The 21,456-nt window shown below is 72.8% G+C and carries 23 protein-coding genes and 1 riboswitch; of the genes, 12 read left to right on the top strand and 11 right to left on the bottom strand.

Annotated features, from left to right (window positions below):
* Window positions 1-68 precede the first annotated feature (68 nt).
* Together DTB53_RS23860 and DTB53_RS23855 are read right to left on the bottom strand one after the other, a co-directional pair.
* Window positions 69-827, bottom strand: a complete 759-nt coding sequence (locus DTB53_RS23860; protein ID WP_003969689.1) for a methyltransferase — start codon at window positions 825-827, stop codon at window positions 69-71.
* A 105-nt stretch (window positions 828-932) separates the two neighbouring features.
* Window positions 933-1,460 carry an SAV_6107 family HEPN domain-containing protein gene (locus DTB53_RS23855; protein ID WP_003969688.1) on the bottom strand — a complete coding sequence of 176 codons (528 nt, stop codon included), beginning with the start codon at window positions 1,458-1,460 and terminating at the stop codon, window positions 933-935.
* A gap of 165 nt (window positions 1,461-1,625) precedes the next feature.
* Between DTB53_RS23855 and DTB53_RS23850 the strand changes: the two genes are divergently transcribed.
* The 5 genes from DTB53_RS23850 to DTB53_RS23830 all read left to right on the top strand — a co-directional run bounded on the left by DTB53_RS23850 (window position 1,626) and on the right by DTB53_RS23830 (window position 7,655).
* Window positions 1,626-2,384, top strand: a complete 759-nt coding sequence (locus DTB53_RS23850; protein WP_012381295.1) for an ATP-binding cassette domain-containing protein — start codon at window positions 1,626-1,628, stop codon at window positions 2,382-2,384.
* Window positions 2,356-4,443, top strand: coding sequence for a YhgE/Pip family protein (locus tag DTB53_RS23845; protein ID WP_042497369.1), 2,088 nt, complete (start codon window positions 2,356-2,358; stop codon window positions 4,441-4,443). The genes DTB53_RS23850 and DTB53_RS23845 overlap by 29 nt, the downstream gene beginning before the upstream one ends.
* A gap of 53 nt (window positions 4,444-4,496) precedes the next feature.
* Window positions 4,497-5,108: a TetR/AcrR family transcriptional regulator gene (locus tag DTB53_RS23840; RefSeq protein WP_012381293.1), complete on the top strand. Its 612-nt coding sequence runs from the start codon at window positions 4,497-4,499 to the stop codon at window positions 5,106-5,108.
* A 383-nt stretch (window positions 5,109-5,491) separates the two neighbouring features.
* On the top strand, window positions 5,492-6,109 hold the full coding sequence (locus DTB53_RS23835) for a DUF4126 domain-containing protein (RefSeq protein ID WP_012381292.1): 618 nt from the start codon (window positions 5,492-5,494) through the stop codon (window positions 6,107-6,109).
* A gap of 31 nt (window positions 6,110-6,140) precedes the next feature.
* Window positions 6,141-7,655, top strand: a complete 1,515-nt coding sequence (locus tag DTB53_RS23830) for a phytoene desaturase family protein (protein ID WP_012381291.1) — start codon at window positions 6,141-6,143, stop codon at window positions 7,653-7,655.
* 61 nt (window positions 7,656-7,716) lie between these two features.
* Here DTB53_RS23830 and DTB53_RS23825 read toward each other — a convergent pair whose 3' ends face one another.
* The 6 genes from DTB53_RS23825 to DTB53_RS23800 all read right to left on the bottom strand — a co-directional run bounded on the left by DTB53_RS23825 (window position 7,717) and on the right by DTB53_RS23800 (window position 12,580).
* The gene (locus DTB53_RS23825) at window positions 7,717-8,631 is read right to left on the bottom strand and encodes a hypothetical protein (RefSeq protein WP_003969682.1); all 915 of its coding nucleotides are present in this window, start codon (window positions 8,629-8,631) and stop codon (window positions 7,717-7,719) included.
* 49 nt (window positions 8,632-8,680) lie between these two features.
* Window positions 8,681-9,598 carry a methylenetetrahydrofolate reductase [NAD(P)H] gene (gene metF / locus DTB53_RS23820; protein WP_003969680.1) on the bottom strand — a complete coding sequence of 306 codons (918 nt, stop codon included), beginning with the start codon at window positions 9,596-9,598 and terminating at the stop codon, window positions 8,681-8,683.
* Between the two features lie 125 nt (window positions 9,599-9,723).
* Entirely contained in the window at window positions 9,724-10,374 is a 651-nt protein-coding gene (thiE, locus tag DTB53_RS23815) for a thiamine phosphate synthase (protein WP_042497358.1), read from the bottom strand.
* 76 nt (window positions 10,375-10,450) lie between these two features.
* Window positions 10,451-10,816, bottom strand: coding sequence for an Rv2175c family DNA-binding protein (locus DTB53_RS23810; RefSeq protein WP_003969677.1), 366 nt, complete (start codon window positions 10,814-10,816; stop codon window positions 10,451-10,453).
* Between the two features lie 83 nt (window positions 10,817-10,899).
* Window positions 10,900-12,141: an NAD(P)/FAD-dependent oxidoreductase gene (locus DTB53_RS23805; protein WP_003969676.1), complete on the bottom strand. Its 1,242-nt coding sequence runs from the start codon at window positions 12,139-12,141 to the stop codon at window positions 10,900-10,902.
* Window positions 12,142-12,238: 97 nt separating this feature from the next.
* Window positions 12,239-12,580: an avidin-fold protein gene (locus DTB53_RS23800; RefSeq protein ID WP_012381289.1), complete on the bottom strand. Its 342-nt coding sequence runs from the start codon at window positions 12,578-12,580 to the stop codon at window positions 12,239-12,241.
* Between the two features lie 124 nt (window positions 12,581-12,704).
* Window positions 12,705-12,817, top strand: a riboswitch (TPP riboswitch).
* On the opposite strand from DTB53_RS23800, the gene thiO reads away from it, so the two are divergent.
* The 5 genes from thiO (at window position 12,815) to DTB53_RS23775 (ending at window position 18,008) form a co-directional block, all read left to right on the top strand.
* A complete protein-coding gene (thiO, locus tag DTB53_RS23795; RefSeq protein WP_012381288.1) occupies window positions 12,815-13,996 on the top strand; it encodes a glycine oxidase ThiO in 1,182 nt (393 codons plus the stop codon). It overlaps the preceding riboswitch by 3 nt.
* A complete protein-coding gene (gene thiS, locus DTB53_RS23790; RefSeq protein ID WP_012381287.1) occupies window positions 13,993-14,232 on the top strand; it encodes a sulfur carrier protein ThiS in 240 nt (79 codons plus the stop codon). The genes thiO and thiS overlap by 4 nt, the downstream gene beginning before the upstream one ends.
* A gap of 2 nt (window positions 14,233-14,234) precedes the next feature.
* Window positions 14,235-15,029: a thiazole synthase gene (locus tag DTB53_RS23785; RefSeq protein ID WP_003969671.1), complete on the top strand. Its 795-nt coding sequence runs from the start codon at window positions 14,235-14,237 to the stop codon at window positions 15,027-15,029.
* Between the two features lie 174 nt (window positions 15,030-15,203).
* Entirely contained in the window at window positions 15,204-17,129 is a 1,926-nt protein-coding gene (gene pknB / locus DTB53_RS23780) for a Stk1 family PASTA domain-containing Ser/Thr kinase (protein ID WP_012381286.1), read from the top strand.
* A gap of 6 nt (window positions 17,130-17,135) precedes the next feature.
* Entirely contained in the window at window positions 17,136-18,008 is an 873-nt protein-coding gene (locus tag DTB53_RS23775; RefSeq protein WP_012381285.1) for a deoxyribonuclease IV, read from the top strand.
* A gap of 112 nt (window positions 18,009-18,120) precedes the next feature.
* Here DTB53_RS23775 and DTB53_RS23770 read toward each other — a convergent pair whose 3' ends face one another.
* The gene (locus DTB53_RS23770; protein ID WP_003969667.1) at window positions 18,121-18,753 is read right to left on the bottom strand and encodes a sulfite oxidase-like oxidoreductase; all 633 of its coding nucleotides are present in this window, start codon (window positions 18,751-18,753) and stop codon (window positions 18,121-18,123) included.
* A gap of 157 nt (window positions 18,754-18,910) precedes the next feature.
* Between DTB53_RS23770 and bfr the strand changes: the two genes are divergently transcribed.
* The gene (bfr, locus tag DTB53_RS23765) at window positions 18,911-19,390 is read left to right on the top strand and encodes a bacterioferritin (RefSeq protein WP_003969666.1); all 480 of its coding nucleotides are present in this window, start codon (window positions 18,911-18,913) and stop codon (window positions 19,388-19,390) included.
* Window positions 19,391-19,408: 18 nt separating this feature from the next.
* Here the strand turns inward: bfr and DTB53_RS23760 are convergent, their stop codons facing one another.
* Window positions 19,409-19,654, bottom strand: coding sequence for a (2Fe-2S)-binding protein (locus tag DTB53_RS23760; RefSeq protein WP_003969665.1), 246 nt, complete (start codon window positions 19,652-19,654; stop codon window positions 19,409-19,411).
* A 161-nt stretch (window positions 19,655-19,815) separates the two neighbouring features.
* Complete coding sequence (locus DTB53_RS23755; RefSeq protein WP_032773684.1) at window positions 19,816-21,162, bottom strand: class II 3-deoxy-7-phosphoheptulonate synthase; 1,347 nt, start codon at window positions 21,160-21,162, stop codon at window positions 19,816-19,818.
* 103 nt (window positions 21,163-21,265) lie between these two features.
* On the opposite strand from DTB53_RS23755, the gene DTB53_RS38020 reads away from it, so the two are divergent.
* Entirely contained in the window at window positions 21,266-21,334 is a 69-nt protein-coding gene (locus DTB53_RS38020) for a trp operon leader peptide (RefSeq protein ID WP_106431784.1), read from the top strand.
* Window positions 21,335-21,456: the final 122 nt, after the last annotated feature.

The following is a 21,456-nucleotide window of genomic DNA, read 5'->3' as shown; positions in this document are numbered from 1 at the left end:
CGATCATACGGGGCGTACGCCCGGTACGGGGGTCCTGAGTCCCACTCCGTCCGCGCTTGCGTTGCTGATCAGCGGCGCTTCTCGCCCAGAACGTGGAGCTGTGTGGCGACCGAGTGGAACGCGGGCTGCTCGGCGACGGCCGCTTCGAGCTTGAGGAGCGCCTCCATGGCGCCGGGCTCGGTGTCCACCAGGACGCCCGGCACGAGGTCGGCGAAGACCCGGACCCCGTGCACCGCGGCGATCTCCAGACCGGCCGAGGAGACCAGGTCGGAGAGCTGCTCGGCGGTGAACCTGCGGGGCACCGGGTCCCCGTCGCCCCAACGGCCCGCCGGGTCGTCGAGCGCCTGCCGGGCCTCCGTGAAGTGCCCGGCGAGCGCGCGGGCCAGGACGGCTCCGCCCAGGCCGGCGGCCAGCAGGCTGAGCGCGCCGGAGGGCCGCAGCGCCTCGACCGCGTTGCGCACGCCCTCGGCGGGCTCGTCGACGTACTCCAGGACGCCGTGGCAGAGCACCGCGTCGAAGCCGTCGCGCTCCACGACGTCGAACAGCCCGAGGATGTCGCCCTGGACTCCCCTGACCCGGTCGGCGACCCCGGCCTCGGCCGCTCGGCGCTCCAGCGCGAAGAGGGCGTTGGGACTGGGGTCGACGACGGTGACCCGGTGGCCGAGCCGGGCCGCGGGCACGGCGAAGTTCCCGGTGCCGCCGCCGGTGTCCAGAACGTCCAGGGCCTCCCGGCCGGTCGCCTCGACCTGACGGTCCAGAGCGTCCTTGAGGACTTCCCAGACCACGGCGGTACGGAGGGAGGCGCGGGGGCGCGGCTGGTCCGACACGGCAGATGACTCCTCGGCAGCGTGCCGCCGGGGACGGCGGTGCGTGGACAGTGCGGGTGGTGAGGTGAGCGGTCACCACCCTATTGCCTCGCACCGCCGGGCAGCTCACCCGCCGCCGGAGGGCTCCCGCCGGGGCTGCGGAAGGACCGGCTGGAGCACCAGCAGCCGTTCCACCAGGCGCAGGAACATGGCCGCGTCGCGCAGGACCTCATCGGCGTCCTGCGCGCTGGCCGCGCCCGGCATGCCCGCCTCCGCGCGGGCCCGGCGCTCCGCCCCCGCGGCGAACAGGTCGCTCCACTCGGTGAGCTCGGGGGCGGTCTCCGGGAGGACTTCCCACGCGCTCCGGATGGGCTCGCGGCGGCGCTTGTTCGTCTCGGGGCGGCCACGGGCGGCCAGCACGGCCGCCGCGGTGCGCAGGGCGGCGAGGTGGGCGGTGGCATACCGCTCGTTGGGCTCGTGGAGCACCGCGGCCTCCTCCAGCCCGGAGCGGGCCTTGGCCAGCAGGTCGAGCGCGGCGGGCGGCGCCGAGGCACGGCGAAGGACGGGGTGGACATCGCTGGACGCACCGGTCAGTGAGGGGGCAGGGCTGACTGCGCGGCGCCGCGGGGCGGCTGCTGCGGACGAGCTGGCCATGACGAACCTCCTGTCGTCGTGTGACGGCTCCGTGGCCGTCTGTGTCCATGGTGGCGGGCACCACTGACAATCAGCCTTCTACCCAGCCCGACCTGCCACTTTGCTTCGAGCGCGAGTTCGGACTACCTTTTTGCACTGACTGGTCAGTTCAAAAGGGGAGGGTCTGTGGAGAGCCCGCACGGCGCGGCTGTCGCCGCCGAGGACTTCGGACTGGAGGGACCGCGCGGCCGGGTCTTCCGGGACGTGACGTTCAGTGCCGAGCCAGGATCGCTGGTGGCGGTCGAGGGGCCGTCGGGATCGGGGCGCACCTGCCTGCTGCTCGCCCTGACCGGCCGGATGCGCCCCACCGGAGGCCACGCGAGGACCGGTGGGTTCCGGCTGCCCGCGCAGGCCGACGCCGTCCGCCGGATCGCCGCCCTGGGCCCGGTCCCGGGCGTCAGCGAACTGGATCCCGCCTTCACCGTCGCCGAGCACCTGGGCGAACGCGCCCTCCTCCAGGGCCGCTACGGCGCCTCCCTGCGCACCCTGCTGCGCCCGCGCGCCGAGCGCCGGGCGGCGGCCCGGGCCCGGGTCGACGGGGCCCTGGAGGCCGCGGGCCTCGACCTGGCCGCGCTGCCCAAGGCGGGACGCACCTCCGTACGGGACCTGGAACGGCTGGAGGCCCTGCGGCTGTCCGTCGCGCTGGCGCTGATCGGCGAGCCGCGGCTGCTCGCCGTCGACGACACCGACCTCAAGCTCTCGAACGCCGAACGCGACCGGGCCTGGGAGCTGCTGCGCTCCGTGGCCGACGCCGGGACGACCGTGCTCGCCGTGTGCAGCGAGGCCCCCGAGGGCGCCCTGGTCGTGCGTACCGCGCCCGCCACCGAGGAATCCACCACCGATGAGGAGACGGCCGATGCGTTCGCCGAAGCTGGCCGCGCTTGAGTTGAAGCGGTTCGGGCGGGGGAGGCTGCCGGCCGCCGCGCTGGTGGCGCTGCTGCTCCTGCCCCTGCTCTACGGCGCCCTGTACCTGTACTCCTTCTGGGACCCCTACGGGAAGCTCGACAAGCTGCCCGTCGCCCTCGTCAACGACGACAAGGGGGCCACCAGTGACGGGAAGCGCGTCGTGGCCGGGGACGACATCAGCGAGAAGCTGCTCGACTCCAAGGTGTTCGAGTGGCACGAGGTCAGCTCCGCCGAGGCCGAGAAGGGCGTCGAGGAGGGTACGTACTACCTCTCCCTGACGATGCCCTCGGACTTCAGCCGGAAAATCGCGTCCAGCGGCGGGGACTCCCCCGAGACCGGCGCGCTCCAGGTGCGGACGAACGACGCGAACAACTACATCGTCGGGCAGATCTCCCGGACGGTCTTCGCCGAGGTGCGCGACGCCGCCTCCACGAACGCCTCCCGGGGCTTCCTCGACCGCATCTTCATCAACTTCTCCGATCTGCACGACAGGACCGCCGAGGCGGCCAAGGGCGCCGACGACCTCAAGGGCGGCATCTCGAAGGCCAAGCAGGGCTCCAAGGACCTCGCGGACGGCCTCAAGGACTCCAAGGCCGGCAGCAAGAAGCTCTCCGACGGGATCGTGAAGCTGAACCAGGGCTCCCGCGACCTCGCGACGGGCTCCCAGCAGGTCGCCGGGGGCACCCAGGTGCTGGCCGACAAGGTCAACGGGATCGCCGGTGACGTACGCCCGTTCTTCAAGGAGAACGGGAAGTCCATCCAGGACACCGCCCGGCTGGTCGCCGACACCTCGGGGGCCGTACGGCACAACCTCGACGTGCTGGTGAGGACCGCGCCCACCGCCGCGTCCGGCGCCCGCAAGGCCGCCGACGAGCTGGCCGGGATCCACCGGACCCAGTGCGAGGAGGCCGAGGAGCCCGACGCCGCGGCCTGCCCGCCGCTGGAGCGCGCCACGGTCGCGGCCGAGGACGCCGCGAAGATCGCCGCCGATGTGAACACCCTGGTCGCCGGCCAGAACGGCGATCTGAAGAAGCTGAGCAACCAGCTGGTCACCTTCCAGAAGCAGGCCGAGGCGCTCGCCCAGCGCGCCCCGACGCTGGACGACGACCTGGAGACGGCCGTGGCCAAGGTCAACGAGCTCAACACCGGTGCCAAGAAGGTCGCCAAGGGCGCGCAGGCGCTGCACACGGGCCTCGGCGCCGCGCAGACCGGCTCCAGCGACCTGGACACCGGCGTCGGCAAGCTGAAGACCGGCGCGGAGAACCTGGACGGCGGGCTGTTCCGGCTCGGTGACGGCTCGGCCGAGCTGGCACAGGGCCTCAACGACGGCGTCGGCCGGATCCCGGACTACGACGAGAAGGACCGCGACGCGCGGACCGGGGTCATGGCCGACCCCGTCCAGCTGGCCTCCAAGTCGCTGCACGAGGCCCCCAACTACGGCACCGGCTTCGCCCCGTACTTCATCCCGCTCTCCCTCTGGGTCGGCGCGATGGTGGCGTACATGCTGATCCAGCCGCTCAACAGGCGGGCGCTGGCCGCCGGGGCCTCCTCGTGGCGGATCGCGCTCGCCGGCTGGCTCCCGGTCGCCGCCATCGGCACGCTCCAGGTCGGCGCCCTGATGGCCGTCCTGCACTGGGGCCTCGGCCTCCAGATGGCGAACGCCGCCGGAACGATCGGCTTCCTGGCCCTGGTGACCTGCTGCTTCGCCGCGATCGTGCAGTGGCTGAACGCCTGCTTCGGGGCGGCCGGGCGGATCCTGGTGCTGGTGGTGCTGATGCTCCAGCTGACCTCGGCCGGGGGCACCTACCCCGTCCAGACCAGTCCCGGCTTCTTCGGCGCGATCCACCCGTACCTCCCCATGACGTACGTCGTCGAGGGGCTGCGCAGGCTGATCACGGGCGGCCCGCTCGGCCCGGTCTGGCTGGGCTGCGCGGTGCTGGGGGCCTTCACCGTCGGCGCGCTGGCCCTGACCGCGTTCACCGCCCGCCGCAAGCAGGTGTGGAGCCTGAGCCGGCTGCACCCGGAGCTGAGCCTGTGAGCGCGCCGGGAGCCGCGCCCGCGAGCGCGGTGGGGCCTGAAAGAATCGGCCTCATGGAAAGCAGTGGCACCACGCGCCGCCAGGCCACCCGGCAGAAGCTCTACGAGGCGGCGGTGACGCTGATCGCCGAGAAGGGGTTCTCGGCGACCACCGTCGACGAGATCGCCGAGCGGGCCGGGGTCGCCAAGGGCACGGTCTACTACAACTTCAAGAGCAAGACCGAGCTGTTCGAGGAGCTGCTGCGGCACGGCGTGGGGCTGCTCACCGTCTCGCTGCGGGCCGCCGCCGAGGAGTCCGAGGAGCGCGGGGGCACCCGGGTCGAGGCGCTGGACGCGATGATCCGGGCCGGGCTCGCCTTCATCGACCGCTACCCGGCCTTCACCCAGCTGTACGTGGCCGAGCTGTGGCGCACCAACCGCGCCTGGCAGTCCACGCTGCTGGTGGTGCGTCAGGAGGCCGTCGCGGTGGTCGAGGACGTCCTGCGGGACGCCGTGGGCAGCGGAGAGCTGAGCGAGGAGATCGACATCCCGCTGACGGCCGCCGCGCTGGTCGGGATGGTGCTGGTGGCGGCGCTGGACTGGCAGGCGTTCCAGCCGGAGCGCTCGATCGACGAGGTCCACTCGGCGCTGTCGCTGCTGCTCCACGGGCGGGTCAGCGGGCACTGAGGCCGCGCGTCCGGCACGTCACCGGGAAACGGGAAACCCGTCGGCGGGAGAGCCGAAGACGCCGGCCGCTGGAGTTCGCATCCCCCGCGAACCTCACCGGACCGGCGTCTTCCGTGCTTCCGGACGCCCGTTCCCCGTGACCCCGTATCCCCCGTGGTCCCCGGGCCTCCGTCGTGCACCCCCGTTGCGTCAGGGGAACCGCACCGTTCCGCCGCCCCGTGCCGGCGGTCCTGGCGCAGCGCCCCTTCCGTGGTCATCACTCTGCCGTCCTCGCAGGTGGGGGCCTATCCGCACAGCTACTCATCTCCGTCCCTGAGTACGGATACTCAGGGCCCAGCACCGAACCCTCCCCGGGCGCGCGCGGGGTCGATACGATCGCCTGCGTGTCGGTCGTCCCCCTGGTGTTCACAAGCGGCTGGGCGAGCGGGATCAACGCGTACGCGGTGGTCCTGCTGCTCGGCCTGTTCGGCGCGACGGGCGTCTCCGACGAGGTGCCCGCCGCGCTCCAGCGCACCGACGTCCTGATCGTGGCCGGTGTGCTGTTCCTCTGCGAGGCGGTCGCGGACAAGATCCCGTACGTGGACTCGGTCTGGGACACCGCGCACACCGTGATCCGGCCGCTGGCCGGGGCGGTGATCGCCGCGCTGCTGGCCGGGGAGAGCGGTTCGCTGCCGGAGCTGGCGGCCGGGGCGATCGGCGGGTCCACGGCGCTGATGAGCCATCTGGTGAAGGCCGGCACGCGGATGGCCGTCAACACCTCCCCGGAGCCCTTCAGCAACGTCGGGATGAGCGTCGCCGAGGACCTCGGGGTCGCCGGGGTCGTCACGTTCGCCCTGTTCAACCCGGTGGCGGCCGCCGTGATCGCGGCCGTGCTGCTGGTCCTCGGGATCGTCACGGTGCTCTTCCTCGCCTCGCGGATCCGCCGCTTCCTGCGCCGCCGGGCCCAGCGCCGCGAGGAGAAACGGCTGGCCGGGACGGGTGGGCACTGGCCTCCCGGCTGAGCTGTCGGCGCCGGTCGATAAAGTCACCGGCATGGCACGAATTGCGGTGATCGGCGCCGGGACGGGCGCGATGGCGGCGGCTGCCCGACTGGCCGTGGCGGGCGAGACGGTGACGGTCTACGAGCGGTCCGCGAGCTACGGCGGCTCGGTCGGGCGTCATGAGCACGAGGGCTTCGTCTTCGACACCGGCCCCGGGCTGCTGCACCTCCCCGCCGTCCAGCGGGACCTCTTCGTGAAGACCGGCAAGGAGTCGCTGGAGCAGTCCGTGACCCTGACGCAGGTCGATCCGGCGAGCCGCCATCTCTTCGCCGACGGCACGGCCGTGTCCCTGCCCAACGCCTCCCGGGCCGGGGCCGCCACCGCCCTGGACGACGCCCTCGGCACGGGCGCCGGGGCGCGCTGGAGCGACTTCATGGACCGGGCCCGGGACGCCTGGGACCGCTCCCGCCGGCCGCTCCTGGAGGAGCCCCTGCGGGCCGACCACCAGGTGCTGGGGCGCGATCCCTATCCGGCGGTGCGGCAGCGCCGCCTGCTGCGCGGCTCCCGGCAGGCGGCCACGGTCGCGGAGATCGGCGCGTGGGAGCTGGCGGACGCCCGGCTCGCCGCCCTGCTCGACGGGTACGCGCTGTCGCACGGCCTCGACCCGCGTACCGCCCCGGCGAGCGCCGCGCTGCTGCCGTACATGGAGCAGACCTTCGGCAGCTGGTACGTGATGGGCGGGATGCGCGAGCTGGCGCGGGCGGTGTACGAGCGGTGCGTGGCCCGCAGGGTGCGGTTCGTCTTCGGCGCCGAGGTGGTCCGGGTCGTCGAGAAGGAGGGCCGGGCGGCCGGCGTGGAGCTGCTGGGCGGTGAGGTGGCCGAGGCCGACCGGGTGGTGCTCGGGGTCCGGCCGCGTGCGGGCCTGGTGCCGGGTCAGCAGGCCTGGGGGCCGGGCGATGTGACGGTCCGGCCGGGCTCCGGCGCGGGCGCGGCGGGCCGGTTCACGGTGCTGCTGTCGCTGCGCGGGGCCCGGGAGGCGGACGCGGTGCACCGGACGGTGGTGCACAGCGCGGACGGGGCGGCGGAGCGGGAGGCGGTGTTCGGGGGCCGGGTCGCCGCCCACCCCACGGTGTGGGTGCTCCGCCCCGACGATCCGGCGACGCGCCCGGACCCGGAGCACGAGGCGGTGACGCTCACCGCGACGGTGGCTCCGCGGGGGCCGGTCGACTGGCGGGACGCCGGGGTGCGGCAGCGGTTCGCCGATGTCCTGGTGGAGCGGGCGTCGGCGGCCGTTCCGGGGCTGCGGGAGCGGATCCTGCACACCGAGGTCCGCACGCCGGCGGAGACCGAGGCGGAGACGGGGGCCGAGGGCGGTGCGGTGCCGCCGCCCGCGCTCGCCGGGGCCGACGGGGCCTATCTGCACCCGGGCAACCTCACCCGGCTGCCCGGGCTGTATCTCGCGGGCGGCTGGGCGCACCCGGGCGGCGGGCTCGCGCACGCCGGGATGTCGGGGACGCTGGTGGCCGGGCTCGTGGTGGAGGGGGACGGCTTCCGCGGCTCCCGGTGAGCGGGGGGTGCGGAGGCGTGTGCCGCTGCCGACGGGCCCGTTCCCCGGCAGCGGCGCGGCCTCAGTAGCGGTACTGCTCGTTCTGGCCGGTGTCGTGGCCGTTGTTGCCGTACGGACCGGGTGTCGCGGGCTGCTCCGGGGGCATCGGGGGGTACTGCTCGGTGTCGCGCTGCTGCGGGACCCAGACGCCGCCGGGCGGGGTGTCCGCGACATACCCCTGGGCATAGGGGTCGGGATAGGCCTGCTGCCCGCCCTGGCTGTCGTAGCCGTCGCCGCCGCCCTGGCCGTAGGCGTCGTAACCGCCGTAGGAGGGGGCTCCGTTGGTGGTGCCGATGTACGGGTCGGAGTAGGCGGCGTAGCTCTGCTGACCGGTGCCGTAGTCGTACGTTCCGGCGTAGGGGTCCTGGGCCGGGGGCTGTTCGTAGCCGGTGTACGGGTCGTACGCGGCGTACTGCGGCTGGGCCGAGGGGTCGGCCTCCTGGCCGTGGTCCTGGCCCGCGCCGCCGTTCGCGTCGTGGCCCGTGCTCCCGTAGACGCCGTACTGGCCGGTGTCTTCGGGCAGGGGCTCCGGCTCGTAGACGGACGGGGCGGGCGGCGCGGTCGGGGCGGGCGGGGCCTGGTCGTACCCGGGTGCGGTGACCTCCAGGTCGGAGACCTCCAGCGTGGGCTCCTTCACGGCGGCGCCCTCGCCGCCGCCCCTGCGCCGGCGGCTCTCCCCCGGACTGCCTCCTATGGCCCAGCCGGTGGAGAAGCCGCGCCGGAAGGACAGGGTCACGAAGGTCTGGCCGGTGGCGAAGGCGAGCGTCCCGACGACGATGACCGGGACGGAGGCCAGCAGCACCCCGATGACCACGCCGAGGAAGCCGCCGAAGGCGAGGAGCCGCCAGCGCAGTCGCGCCTTGTACTGCAACAGCACCTCGCCGAGCAGCCACAGGGCCACCAGACCGAAAGCGATGTAGAGGACCGTCCAGCCCACGCCCGCCCCCTCCTTCGGCCGTAGCCGCTTCGGCGGCGGGTACGACCGGTCACGACTGCTTGTGCAGTCCGAGTTTCTCGTAGATTTCGAGCGTAGCCGTCGAGTTGTTGAGCGTGATGAAGTGCAGTCCGGGCACACCCTCGGACAGCAGCTTCGCGCAGAACTCCGTTGCGAACTCGATGCCAATGGAGCGTACAGCGGCCGGATCGTCCTTGGCTGCGAGGATGCGCTCTTTCAACGACGCGGGCACGGTCGCGTTGCTGAGCTGGGAGAACTTTTCCAGTTGCTTCACGCTGGTGAGGGGCATGACCTCGGGGATCACCGGCGTTTCGCAACCCGCGGCGACCACGCGGTCACGCATCCGGAGATAGTCCTCCGGGCGGAAGAACATCTGAGTGATCGCGTAATCCGCACCCGCCCGGCACTTGTCCACGAAATGTCCGATGTCCGTCTCCCAGTCGGACGACCGGGGGTGCATTTCGGGAAATGCCGCCACGCCGACGCAGAAGTCGCCCGATTCCTTGATGAGACGGACGAGGTCGGCGGCGTACTTCACTCCCTGCGGGTGCTCGACCCACTCGCCCATCGGGTCGCCCGGCGGGTCGCCCCGGACCGCGAGGATGTTCCTGATGCCCGCGTCGGCGTACTGGCCGATCATGTTGCGCAGTTCGGCGACGGAGTGGTTCACGGCGGTGAGGTGGGCGACCGGAGTGAGGGTGGAGTCGGCGGCGATCTGCTGGGTGGCCCGGACCGTCCCGGCACGGGTGGAGCCGCCGGCGCCGTACGTCACGGAGACGAAGCTGGGACGGACCGCCTCGACGCGGCGCAGCGCGTTCCAGAGGTTGCGCTCGCCTTTCTCCGTCTTGGGAGCCCAGAACTCGAAGGAGTACGACGTCTTGCCGGTCGCCAGCAGGTCACGCACGGTGCGTGCGTGATCCGTCCTGGTGGAAGCTGTTCCGAGGGCCATAAGGGGAGGTTAACCAGGGGGTGGACACTCCCCCAACCGGAGCAACCAACTTTGTCTCGTTTTGCCGGACTGTTGTCCACCCCTCGGACAGATGCCCGAGATGCCCCACATCGACCCGCGGGGCGTCAGAGCGCGCGGGCCCTGACGCGTCGGGCCAGCTCGGCGGTGGCGGCGGCGGGATCGTCGGCCTCGGTGACGGCCCGCACGACGACGACACGGCGGGCTCCGGCGTCCAGCACCTGGTCCAGATTGCCGGTGTCGATCCCGCCGATCGCGAACCAGGGCCGCGCCCCGCCGAGGGAGGCGGTGTAGCGCACGAGGTCGAGGCCGGGGGCGTGGCGGCCGGGCTTGGTGGGGGTGGGCCAGCAGGGGCCGGTGCAGAAGTAGTCCACACCGTCCTGGGCGAGCGCCGCGTCGACCTCGGCCTCGGCGTGCGTGGAGCGGCCGATCAGCCGGTCGGAGCCGATGATCGCCCGGGCGGCGGGGACCGGGAGGTCTCCCTGGCCGAGGTGGAGCACGTCGGCGCCGACGGCGTGGGCGACGTCGGCGCGGTCGTTCACCGCGAGGAGCTTGCCGTGCCGACGGCAGGCGTCGGCGAACACGGCGAGGTGCTCCAGCTCCTCGGCGGCCTCCATGCCCTTGTCCCGGAGCTGGACGATGTCGACCCCGGCGGCGAGCACGGCGTCCAGGAAGGCGGGGAGGTCGCCCTGCCTCGTACGGGCGTCCGTGCACAGGTAGAGCCGGGCGTCGGACAGCTGCTCGCGAGGCGTGGACATGGGTGGGACTCCCCCGTGGTCGTGACGGTGCACGGGCCGCTCCGGGCGGTCCGTGCACCGCTTCCTGTCGTGTCGGTCAGACGGCGAGCGCCTGGGCGCGGCGCTTCACCTCCGTCCCGCGATTCTCGCTCAGCGCCTGCGCGGGGGTGCCGGGCAGGGTCGGGTCCGGAGTGAAGAGCCACTCCAGCATCTCTTCGTCGGAGAAGCCGTCGTCCCTCAGGAGGGTCAGGGTGCCGGAGAGGCCCTTGACCACCTTGTCGCCGTCGATGAAGGCGGCGGGCACCTGGAGCGCCCGGTTCTCACCACGGCGTACGGCGATGAGCTGGCCCTCCTTGACCAGCTGCCGTACGCGCGTCACCTGGACATCGAGCATTTCCGCGATGTCGGGCAGGTGGAGCCAGGCGGGGACGAGAGCATCGGTCTTTGCGTCAATCTCGGTCACAGGGACAAGCGTGCCATCCGGGACCGACAGCCGGTAGCCGGGCCCGACCGTACGGGGGGCTGCCCCGGCGGTTCCCGGGTCCGTCAGAGGGCGGCGGACTTCAGTGGCACGGCGGGGTCGGCCGCCTTCTCCGGGTCGAGGGCGGCCCCCGACTCGATGAGCCGGCGGCCCTGGGCGAGGTCGCGCGGGCGGCCCACGGCCAGCACGGCCACCAGCGCCCCGTCGCGCAGCCAGCACACCGACCAGGCGGCGTCCGCCCCGTCACCGCGCCACACCAGGGTGTCGGCGTCCGCGTGGTGGCCGGCGTACTGCACGAAGCGGCCGAACTGCTCGGACCAGAAGTACGGGACGGGGTCGTGGACGGGGAGCGGGCCGCCGCTCTCGGCCGCCATGATCGCGGCGGCCGCGGTGCGCGGGCCCTGGAGGGCGTTGTCCCAGTGGTGGACCAGCAGACGGGTCCCGTAGCGGGCGGAGGGGAAGGAGGCGCAGTCGCCGACCGCGTACACATCGGGGAGCGAGGTGCGCAGCGCGCTGTCTGCGGTGACCGAGCCGTCCGGGCCGAGCGCGATCCCGGAGCCCGCGAGCCAGCGGGTGGCGGGGCGCGCGCCGATGCCGACGACCACGGCCCCGGCCGGCAGGACCCGGCCGTCGTCGAGGACGACGGTCCCCTCCTCGACGCGCTCGACCCGGGTACCGGTGAGCAGTTCGGCGCCGCTGTCGGCGTACCAGGCGGCCATCGGGGCGGCCACCTCGGCGGGCAGGGCGCCGGCGAGCGGGCGGGCGGCGGCCTCGACGACGGTGACGGCGCAGCCCGCGGCGCGCGCGGCGGTGGCGAACTCCGCGCCGATCCAGCCCGCCCCGACGACGACCACGTCGTGCCGCCGCTCCAGAACGGGCCGCAGCCGGGCGGCGTCGTCGAGGGTGCGCAGCAGATGGACGCCGGGCACGCCCTCGGCGCCGGGCAGGGTCAGGGGCTCCGCGCCGGTCGCGAGGACGAGGGCGTCGTAGGGTACCGGCCCGTCGGCGGTGTCCAGCACATGGTCGGCGGCGCGCAGGGCGGTGACGTCCAGGCCGAGGCGCAGGGTGATGTCCAGCGCCTCGAAGTCGACGTCGAAGGCGGAGTCCTCGGCCTTGCCCAGCAGGACGGCCTTCGACAACGGCGGGCGGTCGTAGGGCTGGTGGGGTTCGGCGCCGATCAGGGTGACGGCGCCGGTGAAGCCCGCCTCGCGCAGGGCCACGGCGCTCTGCACGCCCGCCATGCCCGCCCCGACGACCACCACGTGCCGGACCCGCCGCGCCGCCCGCTGTTCCGTCTGCTCGCTCACCCGTCCACCTTAATCAACTGACTGGCCGTCAGACAGAGGGGTGCGGGGAGGGGCCCGGGAAAGGCCCCCCGAAGGGGTCGGGGACGCGGGAGGGAGCTCAGGAGGGAAGCTGTTCCACCACGCTGGCGCCACTGCCCTCCTGGGACTCCCAGGCCCACCGCTCCTCCAGGCGCACCCGGCCGTCGGCCAGTTCGACGACCGTGGAGAGGCAGTGCCCGGACGAGGTCGTCCCGTCCTGCTTGAGCTGCACGTAACGGAAGTCCAGCGCGTCCCCGTCGCGGGTGCCGACGAGGTGGCCGCGCACCACGTCGCCGCCCGCGTACTCGGCCCAGATCCGGCCGTCGGCCTCGTGGTACGTGAAGCGGGTGCGGGTGCCGACCTGGCCCGGGGCCTGGTCGGCGACGGGTGACAGGACGAGTCCGTCGAGCGAACGGGCCATGGGGGCGCTCCTCTGCTGGCCGGGGACGGCGGGGCGGGGCCGGTCGCCGCACTGCCGTCGTCGCCCGGAGGGCGGCCCCGCGGGGCAGGCGGCAGTTTGACGACAGGGCCTAGGGTGGCCAAGGTAGAACACTCGCGGGAGCCCGGACGCACCGGGCTGAGAGGGAGGCTGGACGGCCTCCGACCGTACGAACCTGCTCCGGGTCATGCCGGCGAAGGGAGGGGCTGGACACTCATGTGCGTCTCGGAGAGAAGCTCCGGATCCGATGTCCTCGTCATCGGGGGCGGCGTCATCGGCCTGGTCACGGCGTGGCGGGCCGCCCAGCGCGGGCTGCGCGTCACGGTGGCGGACCCCGCACCGGGCGGCGGGGCGGCCCAGGTCGCGGCGGGCATGCTGGCCGCCGTCACCGAACTGCACTACGGCGAGCAGATGCTGCTCGGGCTCAACCTCGCCTCCGCCGCCCGCTATCCCTCGTTCGTCGCCGAACTGGAGGAGGCGAGCGGCCGTGACACCGGCTTCCGGACCTGCGGCACGCTCGCGGTGGCGCTGGACTCCGACGACCGGGCGCATCTGCGCGAACTGCACGCCCTCCAGGAGCGTTCGGGGCTGGAGTCGGTCTGGCTGAGCGGCCGTGAGTGCCGCCGCCTGGAGCCGATGCTGGCCCCGGGCGTGCGGGGCGGCCTCCGGGTCGACGGAGACCACCAGGTGGACCCCCGCCGTCTCGCCGCGGCCCTGCTGACCGCGTGCGAACGGGCGGGGGTGGCGTTCCGCAGGACGACCGCCGAGCGGCTCACCGTCACCGGGGGCCGGGCCGCCGGGGCGCTCCTCGGCGACGGTACGGAGTTCGCGGCCGATCAGGTCGTGCTCGCCGCGGGCAGTCTCAGCGGCCGGCTCGCCGGGCTCCCGCCGGAGCTCGTGCCGCCGGTCCGCCCGGTCAAGGGCCAGGTGCTCCGGCTCACCGTGCCCCGGGCGTACGCCCCCTTCCTCAGCCGCACGGTGCGCGCCGTGGTGCGGGGCGGCCACCTCTACCTCGTGCCGCGGGAGAACGGCGAGCTGGTCGTCGGCGCCACCAGCGAGGAGATGGGGTGGGACACCACGGTCACGGCCGGCGGGGTGTACGAACTGCTGCGCGACGCCCACGAGCTGGTGCCGGGCATCACCGAGCTGCCGCTCACCGAGACCCGGGCCGGACTGCGTCCCGCGTCGCCCGACAACGCCCCGCTGCTCGGTCCGACCGCCCTGCCCGGTCTGCTGCTCGCCACCGGCCACCACCGCAACGGCGTCCTGCTGACGCCCGTCACCGGAGACGCGATGGCCGACGTCCTGACCACCGGCGAGCTGCCCGCGACGGCCCGCCCCTTCACCCCCGGCCGTTTCGAACCCGCCGCCCCCGCACTCCAGGAGCAGCCCGCATGACCCAGCAGCACGCCGTACCCGCGTCCGCCGCAACCGTCACCGTCTCGGTGAACGGGGAGGCCCGTGCCGTCCCCGCCGGGACGGACCTGGGCGCCCTCGTCGCCACGCTGACCCCGGCCCGCTCCGGGGTCGCCGCCGCCGTCAACGAGAGCGTCGTCCCGCGCGGCCAGTGGGCCGCCACCACGCTCGGCGAGGGCGACCGCGTCGAGGTCCTGACCGCCGTACAGGGGGGCTGACCATGTCGGACGACGTCTTCACGCTGGGGCCCGCCGCCTTCGGCTCCCGGCTGATCATGGGCACCGGCGGGGCCCCGAGCCTGGAGGTTCTGGAGCGCTCGCTGATCGCGTCGGGCACCGAGCTGACGACGGTCGCGATGCGCCGTCTCGACCCGACCGTGCAGGGGTCGGTGCTCTCGGTGCTGGAGCGGCTCTCCATCCGGGTCCTGCCGAACACCGCGGGCTGCTTCACCGCGGGCGAGGCGGTGCTGACCGCCCGGCTGGCCCGGGAAGCGCTCGGCACCGACTGGGTGAAGCTGGAGGTGGTGGCCGACGAGCGGACCCTGCTGCCCGACCCGATCGAGCTGCTGGACGCGGCGGAGGTCCTGGTCGACGACGGGTTCACGGTGCTGCCCTACACCAACGACGATCCGGTCCTGGCCCGGAAGCTGGAGGACGTGGGGTGCGCGGCGATCATGCCGCTCGGCTCCCCCATCGGCTCCGGGCTCGGCATCCGCAACCCGCACAACTTCGAGTTGATCGTGGAGCGGGCCGGGGTGCCGGTGATCCTCGACGCCGGGGCCGGCACCGCCTCGGACGCGGCCCAGGCGATGGAGCTGGGGTGCGCCGCCGTGATGCTCGCCTCGGCGGTGACCCGGGCCCAGGAGCCGGAGCTGATGGCGGGTGCGATGCGTCACGCGGTGGAGGGCGGGCGGCTCGCGTACCGGGCGGGCCGCATTCCGCGCCGCCACTTCGCCGAGGCGTCCTCGCCGGTGGCCGGGCGGGCCGTGCTGGATCCGGAGCGGCCGGCGTTCTGAGCGGCGGTACGCCGTCGGGGGCGCCGCCCCCCGAGCCCCCCGCTCCTCAAACGCCGGAGGGGCTTGGATGCGCCCCCCACCTGGGACGTGTCCCTGTCACGGATCGGCTGCAGAACGGCCCCGGGAGTGCCCCGGCCCGCCCGGGGTGTCGGCGGCGGCTCGTAGACTCTCGGGGTGGACACGACCCTCCAGGACCCTCTCGTCGGGCAGCTGCTCGACGGCCGGTATCGCATTGAGGCGCGCATCGCCGTCGGCGGGATGGCCACGGTCTACCGGGCCGTGGACACCCGCCTGGACCGGGTGCTCGCCCTCAAGGTGATGCACCCGGCGCTCGCCACCGACGTCTCGTTCGTCGAGCGCTTCATCCGGGAGGCCAAGTCGGTGGCCCGCCTGGCGCACCCCAATGTCGTCGCGGTCTTCGACCAGGGCGCCCAGGGCGCCTACGTCTACCTCGCGATGGAGTACGTGGCGGGCTGCACGCTGCGCGACGTGCTGCGCGAGCGCGGGGCCCTCCAGCCCCGGGCCGCGTTGGACATCCTGGAGCCGGTCCTGGCCGCGCTCGGCGCCGCGCACCGGGCCGGGTTCGTGCACCGCGACATGAAGCCGGAGAACGTCCTGATCGGGGACGACGGCCGGGTGAAGGTCGCCGACTTCGGCCTGGTCAGGGCGGTCGGCACGGCGACCGACACGACCGGCTCCCTGCTGGGCACCGTGTCGTACCTGGCCCCCGAGCAGATCGAGCACGGCAGCGCCGACACCCGCAGTGACGTGTACGCCTGCGGGGTCGTGCTCTACGAGATGCTGACCGGCGTCAAACCGCACACCGGCGAGAACGCCGCCCAGGTCATCTATCTGCACCTCAACTCCGACGTCCCGGCCCCGTCCGCCGTCGTGCCGGGCCTCCCGGTCGCGCTGGACAGCCTGGTGGCGAGCGCGACCGCCCGCAATCCGGAGGTGCGCCCGCACGACGCGGTGCTGCTGCTGGGCGAGGCGCGGGAGGCCCGCGCCTCGCTGACCGACGCCGAGCTGGACGCCGTACCGCCGGGGGCGCTGTCGGACACCCACGACGGCGCGGACGACCGTACGAGCGTGCTCCCGCGGGCCCTCCCGGCGGACGGCGACGGGGTGCACCGCACCAGCCGCCTGGAGATGCCGCCCGCGGACCCGGCCGCTCCCCGGCGCGGGACCGCCCGCCGCGGCCCCATCGGCGGGCCGCACCGCAGGCTGGTCACGATCCTCACCGCCGTCCTGCTGGCGCTCGGCATCGGCACGGGCGTCTGGTACATCAACTCCGGGCAGTTCACCCGGGTCCCCTCGCTGCTGGGCCAGACCCAGCAGACCGCCGAGAAGCGGCTGTCCGACGAGGGGCTCGGGCTGAAGGGCGTGGAGCGGGTCTTCAGCGACACCGTCGAGCGGGGCTCGGTCGTCAGCAGCGACCCCGCATCGGGCGACCGGATCCGGGGCAACGGCTCGGTGAAGCTCGTCGTCTCGCGGGGGCCGGAGATCGTGCGGGTGCCCGATGTCGCGGGCCGCTCCCTCGCGGACGCCCGGCGCTCCCTGAAGAAGGTGGGCCTGGTCCCCGGGATGGTGACCAGGGAGTTCAGCGAGGACGTGGCCCGCGGCGAGGTGATCCGCACGGATCCCCGCGCGGGCACGGACCGCAACCCGGACACGGCCGTGGCGTTCGTCGTCAGCAAGGGGGCCCCGATCGACGTCCCGGACGTCACCGGGCTCTCCGCCGAGGAGGCCACCGCCGAGCTGGAGGCCGAGGGGCTGAAGGCCGAGGTGCTTCCGGGCCGGGTCCACTCCGCCGAGGCGGAGGGCGATGTGGCCGAGCAGTCCCCCGGCGGAGGGGCCGAGGCCGCCGAGGGCGACACCATCGAGCTGACCGTCTCCAAGGGCCCCCGGATGCTGGACGTCCCGGACGTCACCGGCCGGGACGTCGACGAGGCGCGGAGCACCCTGGAGGAGGCGGGCTTCGACGTGAAGGTCGACCGCCCGTTCCTCTCCTTCAGCGACACGATCGCCAGCCAGTCCGTGGACGGCGGCGAGCAGGCCCCCGAGGGGGCCACGATCACGATCAAGACCAAGGGGTTCTAGAACCAGATGCATACGCCGCGCAACCCGGTGGGCGGACACGTTCCGGTCGCCGGCGGCCTGGCCAAGGTCGGCCTGGAGTACGCCCGGGAGCTCGCCGCGGAGACCGTGCAGGTCTTCGTGGCCAATCCGCGCGGCTGGGCCACGCCCGCCGGGAACCCGGCGCAGGACGAGTTGTTCCGGGCCGGGTGCGAGGCCGCCTCGATCCCGGCGTACGTCCACGCCCCGTATCTGATCAACTTCGGCTCGCACACGGAGGCGACGGTCGAGAAGTCCGTGGAGTCCCTGCGCCACTCGCTGCGGCGGGCCCGCGAGATCGGCGCGCTCGGCGTGGTGGTGCACACCGGTTCGGCGACCGGCGGACGGCCGCGCGCCACAGCGCTGGCGCAGGTGCGCGAGCACATGCGCCCGCTGCTCGACGAGCTGACCCACGACGACTCCCCGGACCTGCTGCTGGAGTCGACGGCCGGCCAGGGCTCCTCGCTCTGCTCGCGGACCTGGGACTTCGGCCCGTACTTCGAGGCGCTGGACTCCCACCCGAAGCTGGGGATCTGCCTGGACACGTGCCACATCTACGCCGCCGGACACGACCTGGCCGGCCCCTCGGGGATGCGGCAGACGCTCGACCTGCTGGTGGAGACGGTCGGCGAGGGGCGGCTCAAGCTGATCCACGCCAATGACTCCAAGGACGTCGTGGGCGCCCACAAGGACCGGCACGAGAACATCGGCGCCGGTCACATCGGGGTGGAGCCGTTCCGGGAGCTGTTCGCGCATCCGGCGACGGCGGGCGTACCCCTGATCATCGAGACGCCCGGCGGCAAGGAGGGGCACGCGGCGGACGTGGCCCGGCTGAAGGAGCTGCGGAAGGGCCGCCGCGGCTAGGCCCTGTCGTATCCGCACCGTCTCGTCCGGCCCGACGGGCGGCCGGCGATACCGTGCGGACACTCCCCAGGGGGCCGACGGCCGCAAGAGAGCCACCGCGGCCGCAGGAGCGCTACAGCTCCGGGCCGTCCCCCGGTTCCTCCTGGTAGGAGTAGCGCTGCTCGGACCAGGGGTCACCGATGTTGTGGTAGCCCCGCTCCTCCCAGAATCCGCGCCGGTCCGCCGTCATGTACTCGATGCCCCGGACCCATTTGGGGCCCTTCCAGGCGTACAGGTGCGGGACGACGAGGCGGAGCGGGAAACCGTGCTCGGCGGTGAGGAGTTCGCCGTCCTTGTGGGTGGCGAACAGGGTGCGCTCGGAGGCGAAGTCGTCGAGCCGCAGGTTCGACGAGAAGCCGTATTCGGCCCAGACCATCACATGGGTGGCGTCGGGGGCGGGCGGTGCCAGTTCGAGGACCGTACGGGCGGGGACTCCGCCCCATTCGGCGCCGAGCATGCTGAACTTCGTCACGCAGTGCAGATCGGCGACGACCGAGGAGAAGGGCAGCGCCGAGAACTCCTGGTGGTTCCAGCAGTGCTTGTCGCCGTCGGCGGTGGCCCCGAAGACGCGGAATTCCCAGCGGTCGGGCTTGAACTTGGGAACGGGCCCGTAGTGGGTGACCGGCCATCCGCGTTGCAGTCGCTGTCCCGGCGGAAGCTCGGGCTGTTCTGTCTCGCGGTTTTCCCGGCTTTCCGGCTGACCCATGCCTCCATGGTGACAGACAGGCAGGGGTGGTCATGACCAGGGAGTACCCCATACGGGCAACTCATACTAAGCGTGCACTTACTGGACGGCTGCCGGGCGCGGTGCGAGGATCTCGCCAACTCGCCAGATCGATCACCGGTTGGAAGGAGCCTTTGCCATGCAGGGCGACCCCGAGGTCCTTGAGTTTCTCAATGAGCAGCTGACCGCCGAATTGACTGCCATCAACCAGTACTTCCTGCACGCCAAGATGCAGGAGAACTTCGGGTGGACGAAGCTCGCGAAATACACCCGGGCCGAATCCTTCGACGAGATGAAGCACGCCGAGATCCTCACCGACCGGATCCTGTTCCTCGACGGACTGCCGAACTACCAGCGCCTCTTCCATGTGCGGGTGGGCCAGACGGTCACCGAGATGTTCCAGGCGGACCGCCAGGTCGAGGTGGAGGCGATCGACCGCCTCAAGCGCGGTATCGAGGTGATGCGCGGCAAGGGCGACATCACGTCCGCGAACATCTTCGAGTCGATCCTGGAGGACGAGGAGCACCACATCGACTATCTCGACACCCAGCTGGAGCTGGTCGAGAAGCTCGGTGAGCCGCTCTACATCGCCCAGCTGATCGAACAGCCGGAGAGCTGACAGCCGCAGAGCGGACCGTCAGGCGGCTTCCGGGAGGCGTACGTCCCCGAGCGCGCTCACGGCGGCGGGTTCCTGTCGCTGGTCGAGCAGCTCGCGGCGGGCGCAGTCGCCCCGGCCCAGCAGCGCCTGGATGCGGCGCACACATCCGCCGCAGTCCGTCCCGGCCTTGCAGGCCGACGCGATCTGCCGGGGTGTGCAGGCTCCGGCGTCCGCATGCTTCTTGACCTGTGCCTCCGTGATGCCGAAGCAGGAACAGACGTACATGCGGTTCACCTCCCTGCGGGTCGGTCACGGGCGCCGCTCCGATTTCCACGGTGAGGCTAACCTAACCTTACCCGCCGGGCAACCGGTGGAAAAGCCCGGATACGACGGTGGGGCACGGATCACATGGATCCGTGCCCCACGGGTCTGTCCGGCCGAGGCCCCTACTGGTCGCGGTACATCTCGGCGACGAGGAAGGCCAGGTCGAGGGACTGGCTGCGGTTGAGGCGGGGGTCGCAGGCCGTCTCGTAGCGCTGGTGGAGGTCGTCCACGAAGATCTCGTGGCCGCCGCCCACGCACTCGGTGACGTCGTCGCCGGTCAGCTCCACGTGGATGCCGCCCGGGTGGGTGCCGAGGGCCTTGTGGACCTCGAAGAAGCCCTTGACCTCGTCCAGGACGTCGTCGAAGCGGCGCGTCTTGTGGCCGGACGCCGCCTCGAAGGTGTTGCCGTGCATCGGGTCGGTCACCCAGGCGACGGTCGCGCCCGAGGCGGTGACCTTCTCGACCAGCTCGGGGAGCTTGTCGCGGACCTTGTCGGCGCCCATCCGGACGACGAAGGTCAGCCGGCCCGGCTCGCGCTCGGGGTCGAGGCGGTCGATGTAGCCGAGCGCCTCGTCGACGGTGGTCGTCGGGCCGAGCTTGATGCCGATCGGGTTGCGGATCCGGGCGGCGAACTCGATGTGCGCGCCGTCCATCTGCCGGGTGCGCTCACCGATCCAGACCATGTGGGCGGAGGTGTCGTACAGCTCACCGGTGCGCGAGTCGGTACGGGTCAGCGCCGACTCGTAGTCCAGCAGCAGCGCCTCGTGCGAGGCGTAGAACTCGACCGCCTTGAACTCGGCCGGGTCGGTGCCGCACGCCTTCATGAAGTTCAGCGCGTTGTCGATCTCGCGGGCCAGCGCCTCGTAGCGCTGCCCGGAGGGGGACGACTTCACGAAGTCCTGGTTCCAGGCGTGGACCTGGCGCAGGTCGGCGTAACCGCCGGTGGTGAAGGCGCGCACCAGGTTCAGCGTGGAGGAGGACGCGTGGTACATCTGCTTCAGCCGCTGCGGGTCCGGGACCCGGGCCTCCTCGGTGAAGGCGAAGCCGTTCACCGAGTCGCCGCGGTAGGTCGGCAGGGTCACGCCGTCGCGGGTCTCGGTCGACTTGGAGCGCGGCTTGGAGTACTGCCCGGCGATGCGGCCGACCTTCACCACGGGCACGGAGGCCGCGTAGGTCAGGACGGCGCTCATCTGGAGCAGCGTCTTCAGCTTGGCCCGGATGTGTTCGGCGGACACGGCGTCGAAGGCCTCGGCGCAGTCGCCGCCCTGGAGCAGGAACGCCTCGCCCTTGGCGACGGCTCCCAGACGGGCGCGCAGCTGGTCGCACTCGCCCGCGAAGACGAGCGGCGGATACGACGCGAGGTCCGCGAGTACATCGCGCAGGGCCTCGGAGTCGGGGTACTCGGGCTGCTGCGCCGCGGGAAGGTCTCGCCAGGTGTTGCCACCGGCGACGGAGGTATTGGCGTTCACGGTCACGAGCACAACATTACGGGGTCGGAAGAGGCGTCCAGCCGTGCGCTCAACAGATGAGACACGCGCTCCGATGCCCGGACCGGTCCGCTAGGGTCGGGGCATGTCGACGCGACCGATCGAGACCTCGATCCAGAACTGGTGGTGGACCGCTCATCCGGCGGCCCGCTGATCCATCGCGCTGACACTTCGCGAAGGCCGCCCGAGGGGCGGCCTTTCTGCGTTGCGGAGCCGTTCCTCCCCCTGTGAACCCCGTACGGAATTCCGTGCGGGGCCGTCCGGAAGGAACCTGCT

The organism is Streptomyces griseus (assembly GCF_900460065.1).
GTDB lineage: Bacteria > Actinomycetota > Actinomycetes > Streptomycetales > Streptomycetaceae > Streptomyces > Streptomyces griseus.
Note: the sequence above shows the minus strand (reverse complement) of the source record. Positions and strands in the feature narration are given on the sequence as shown.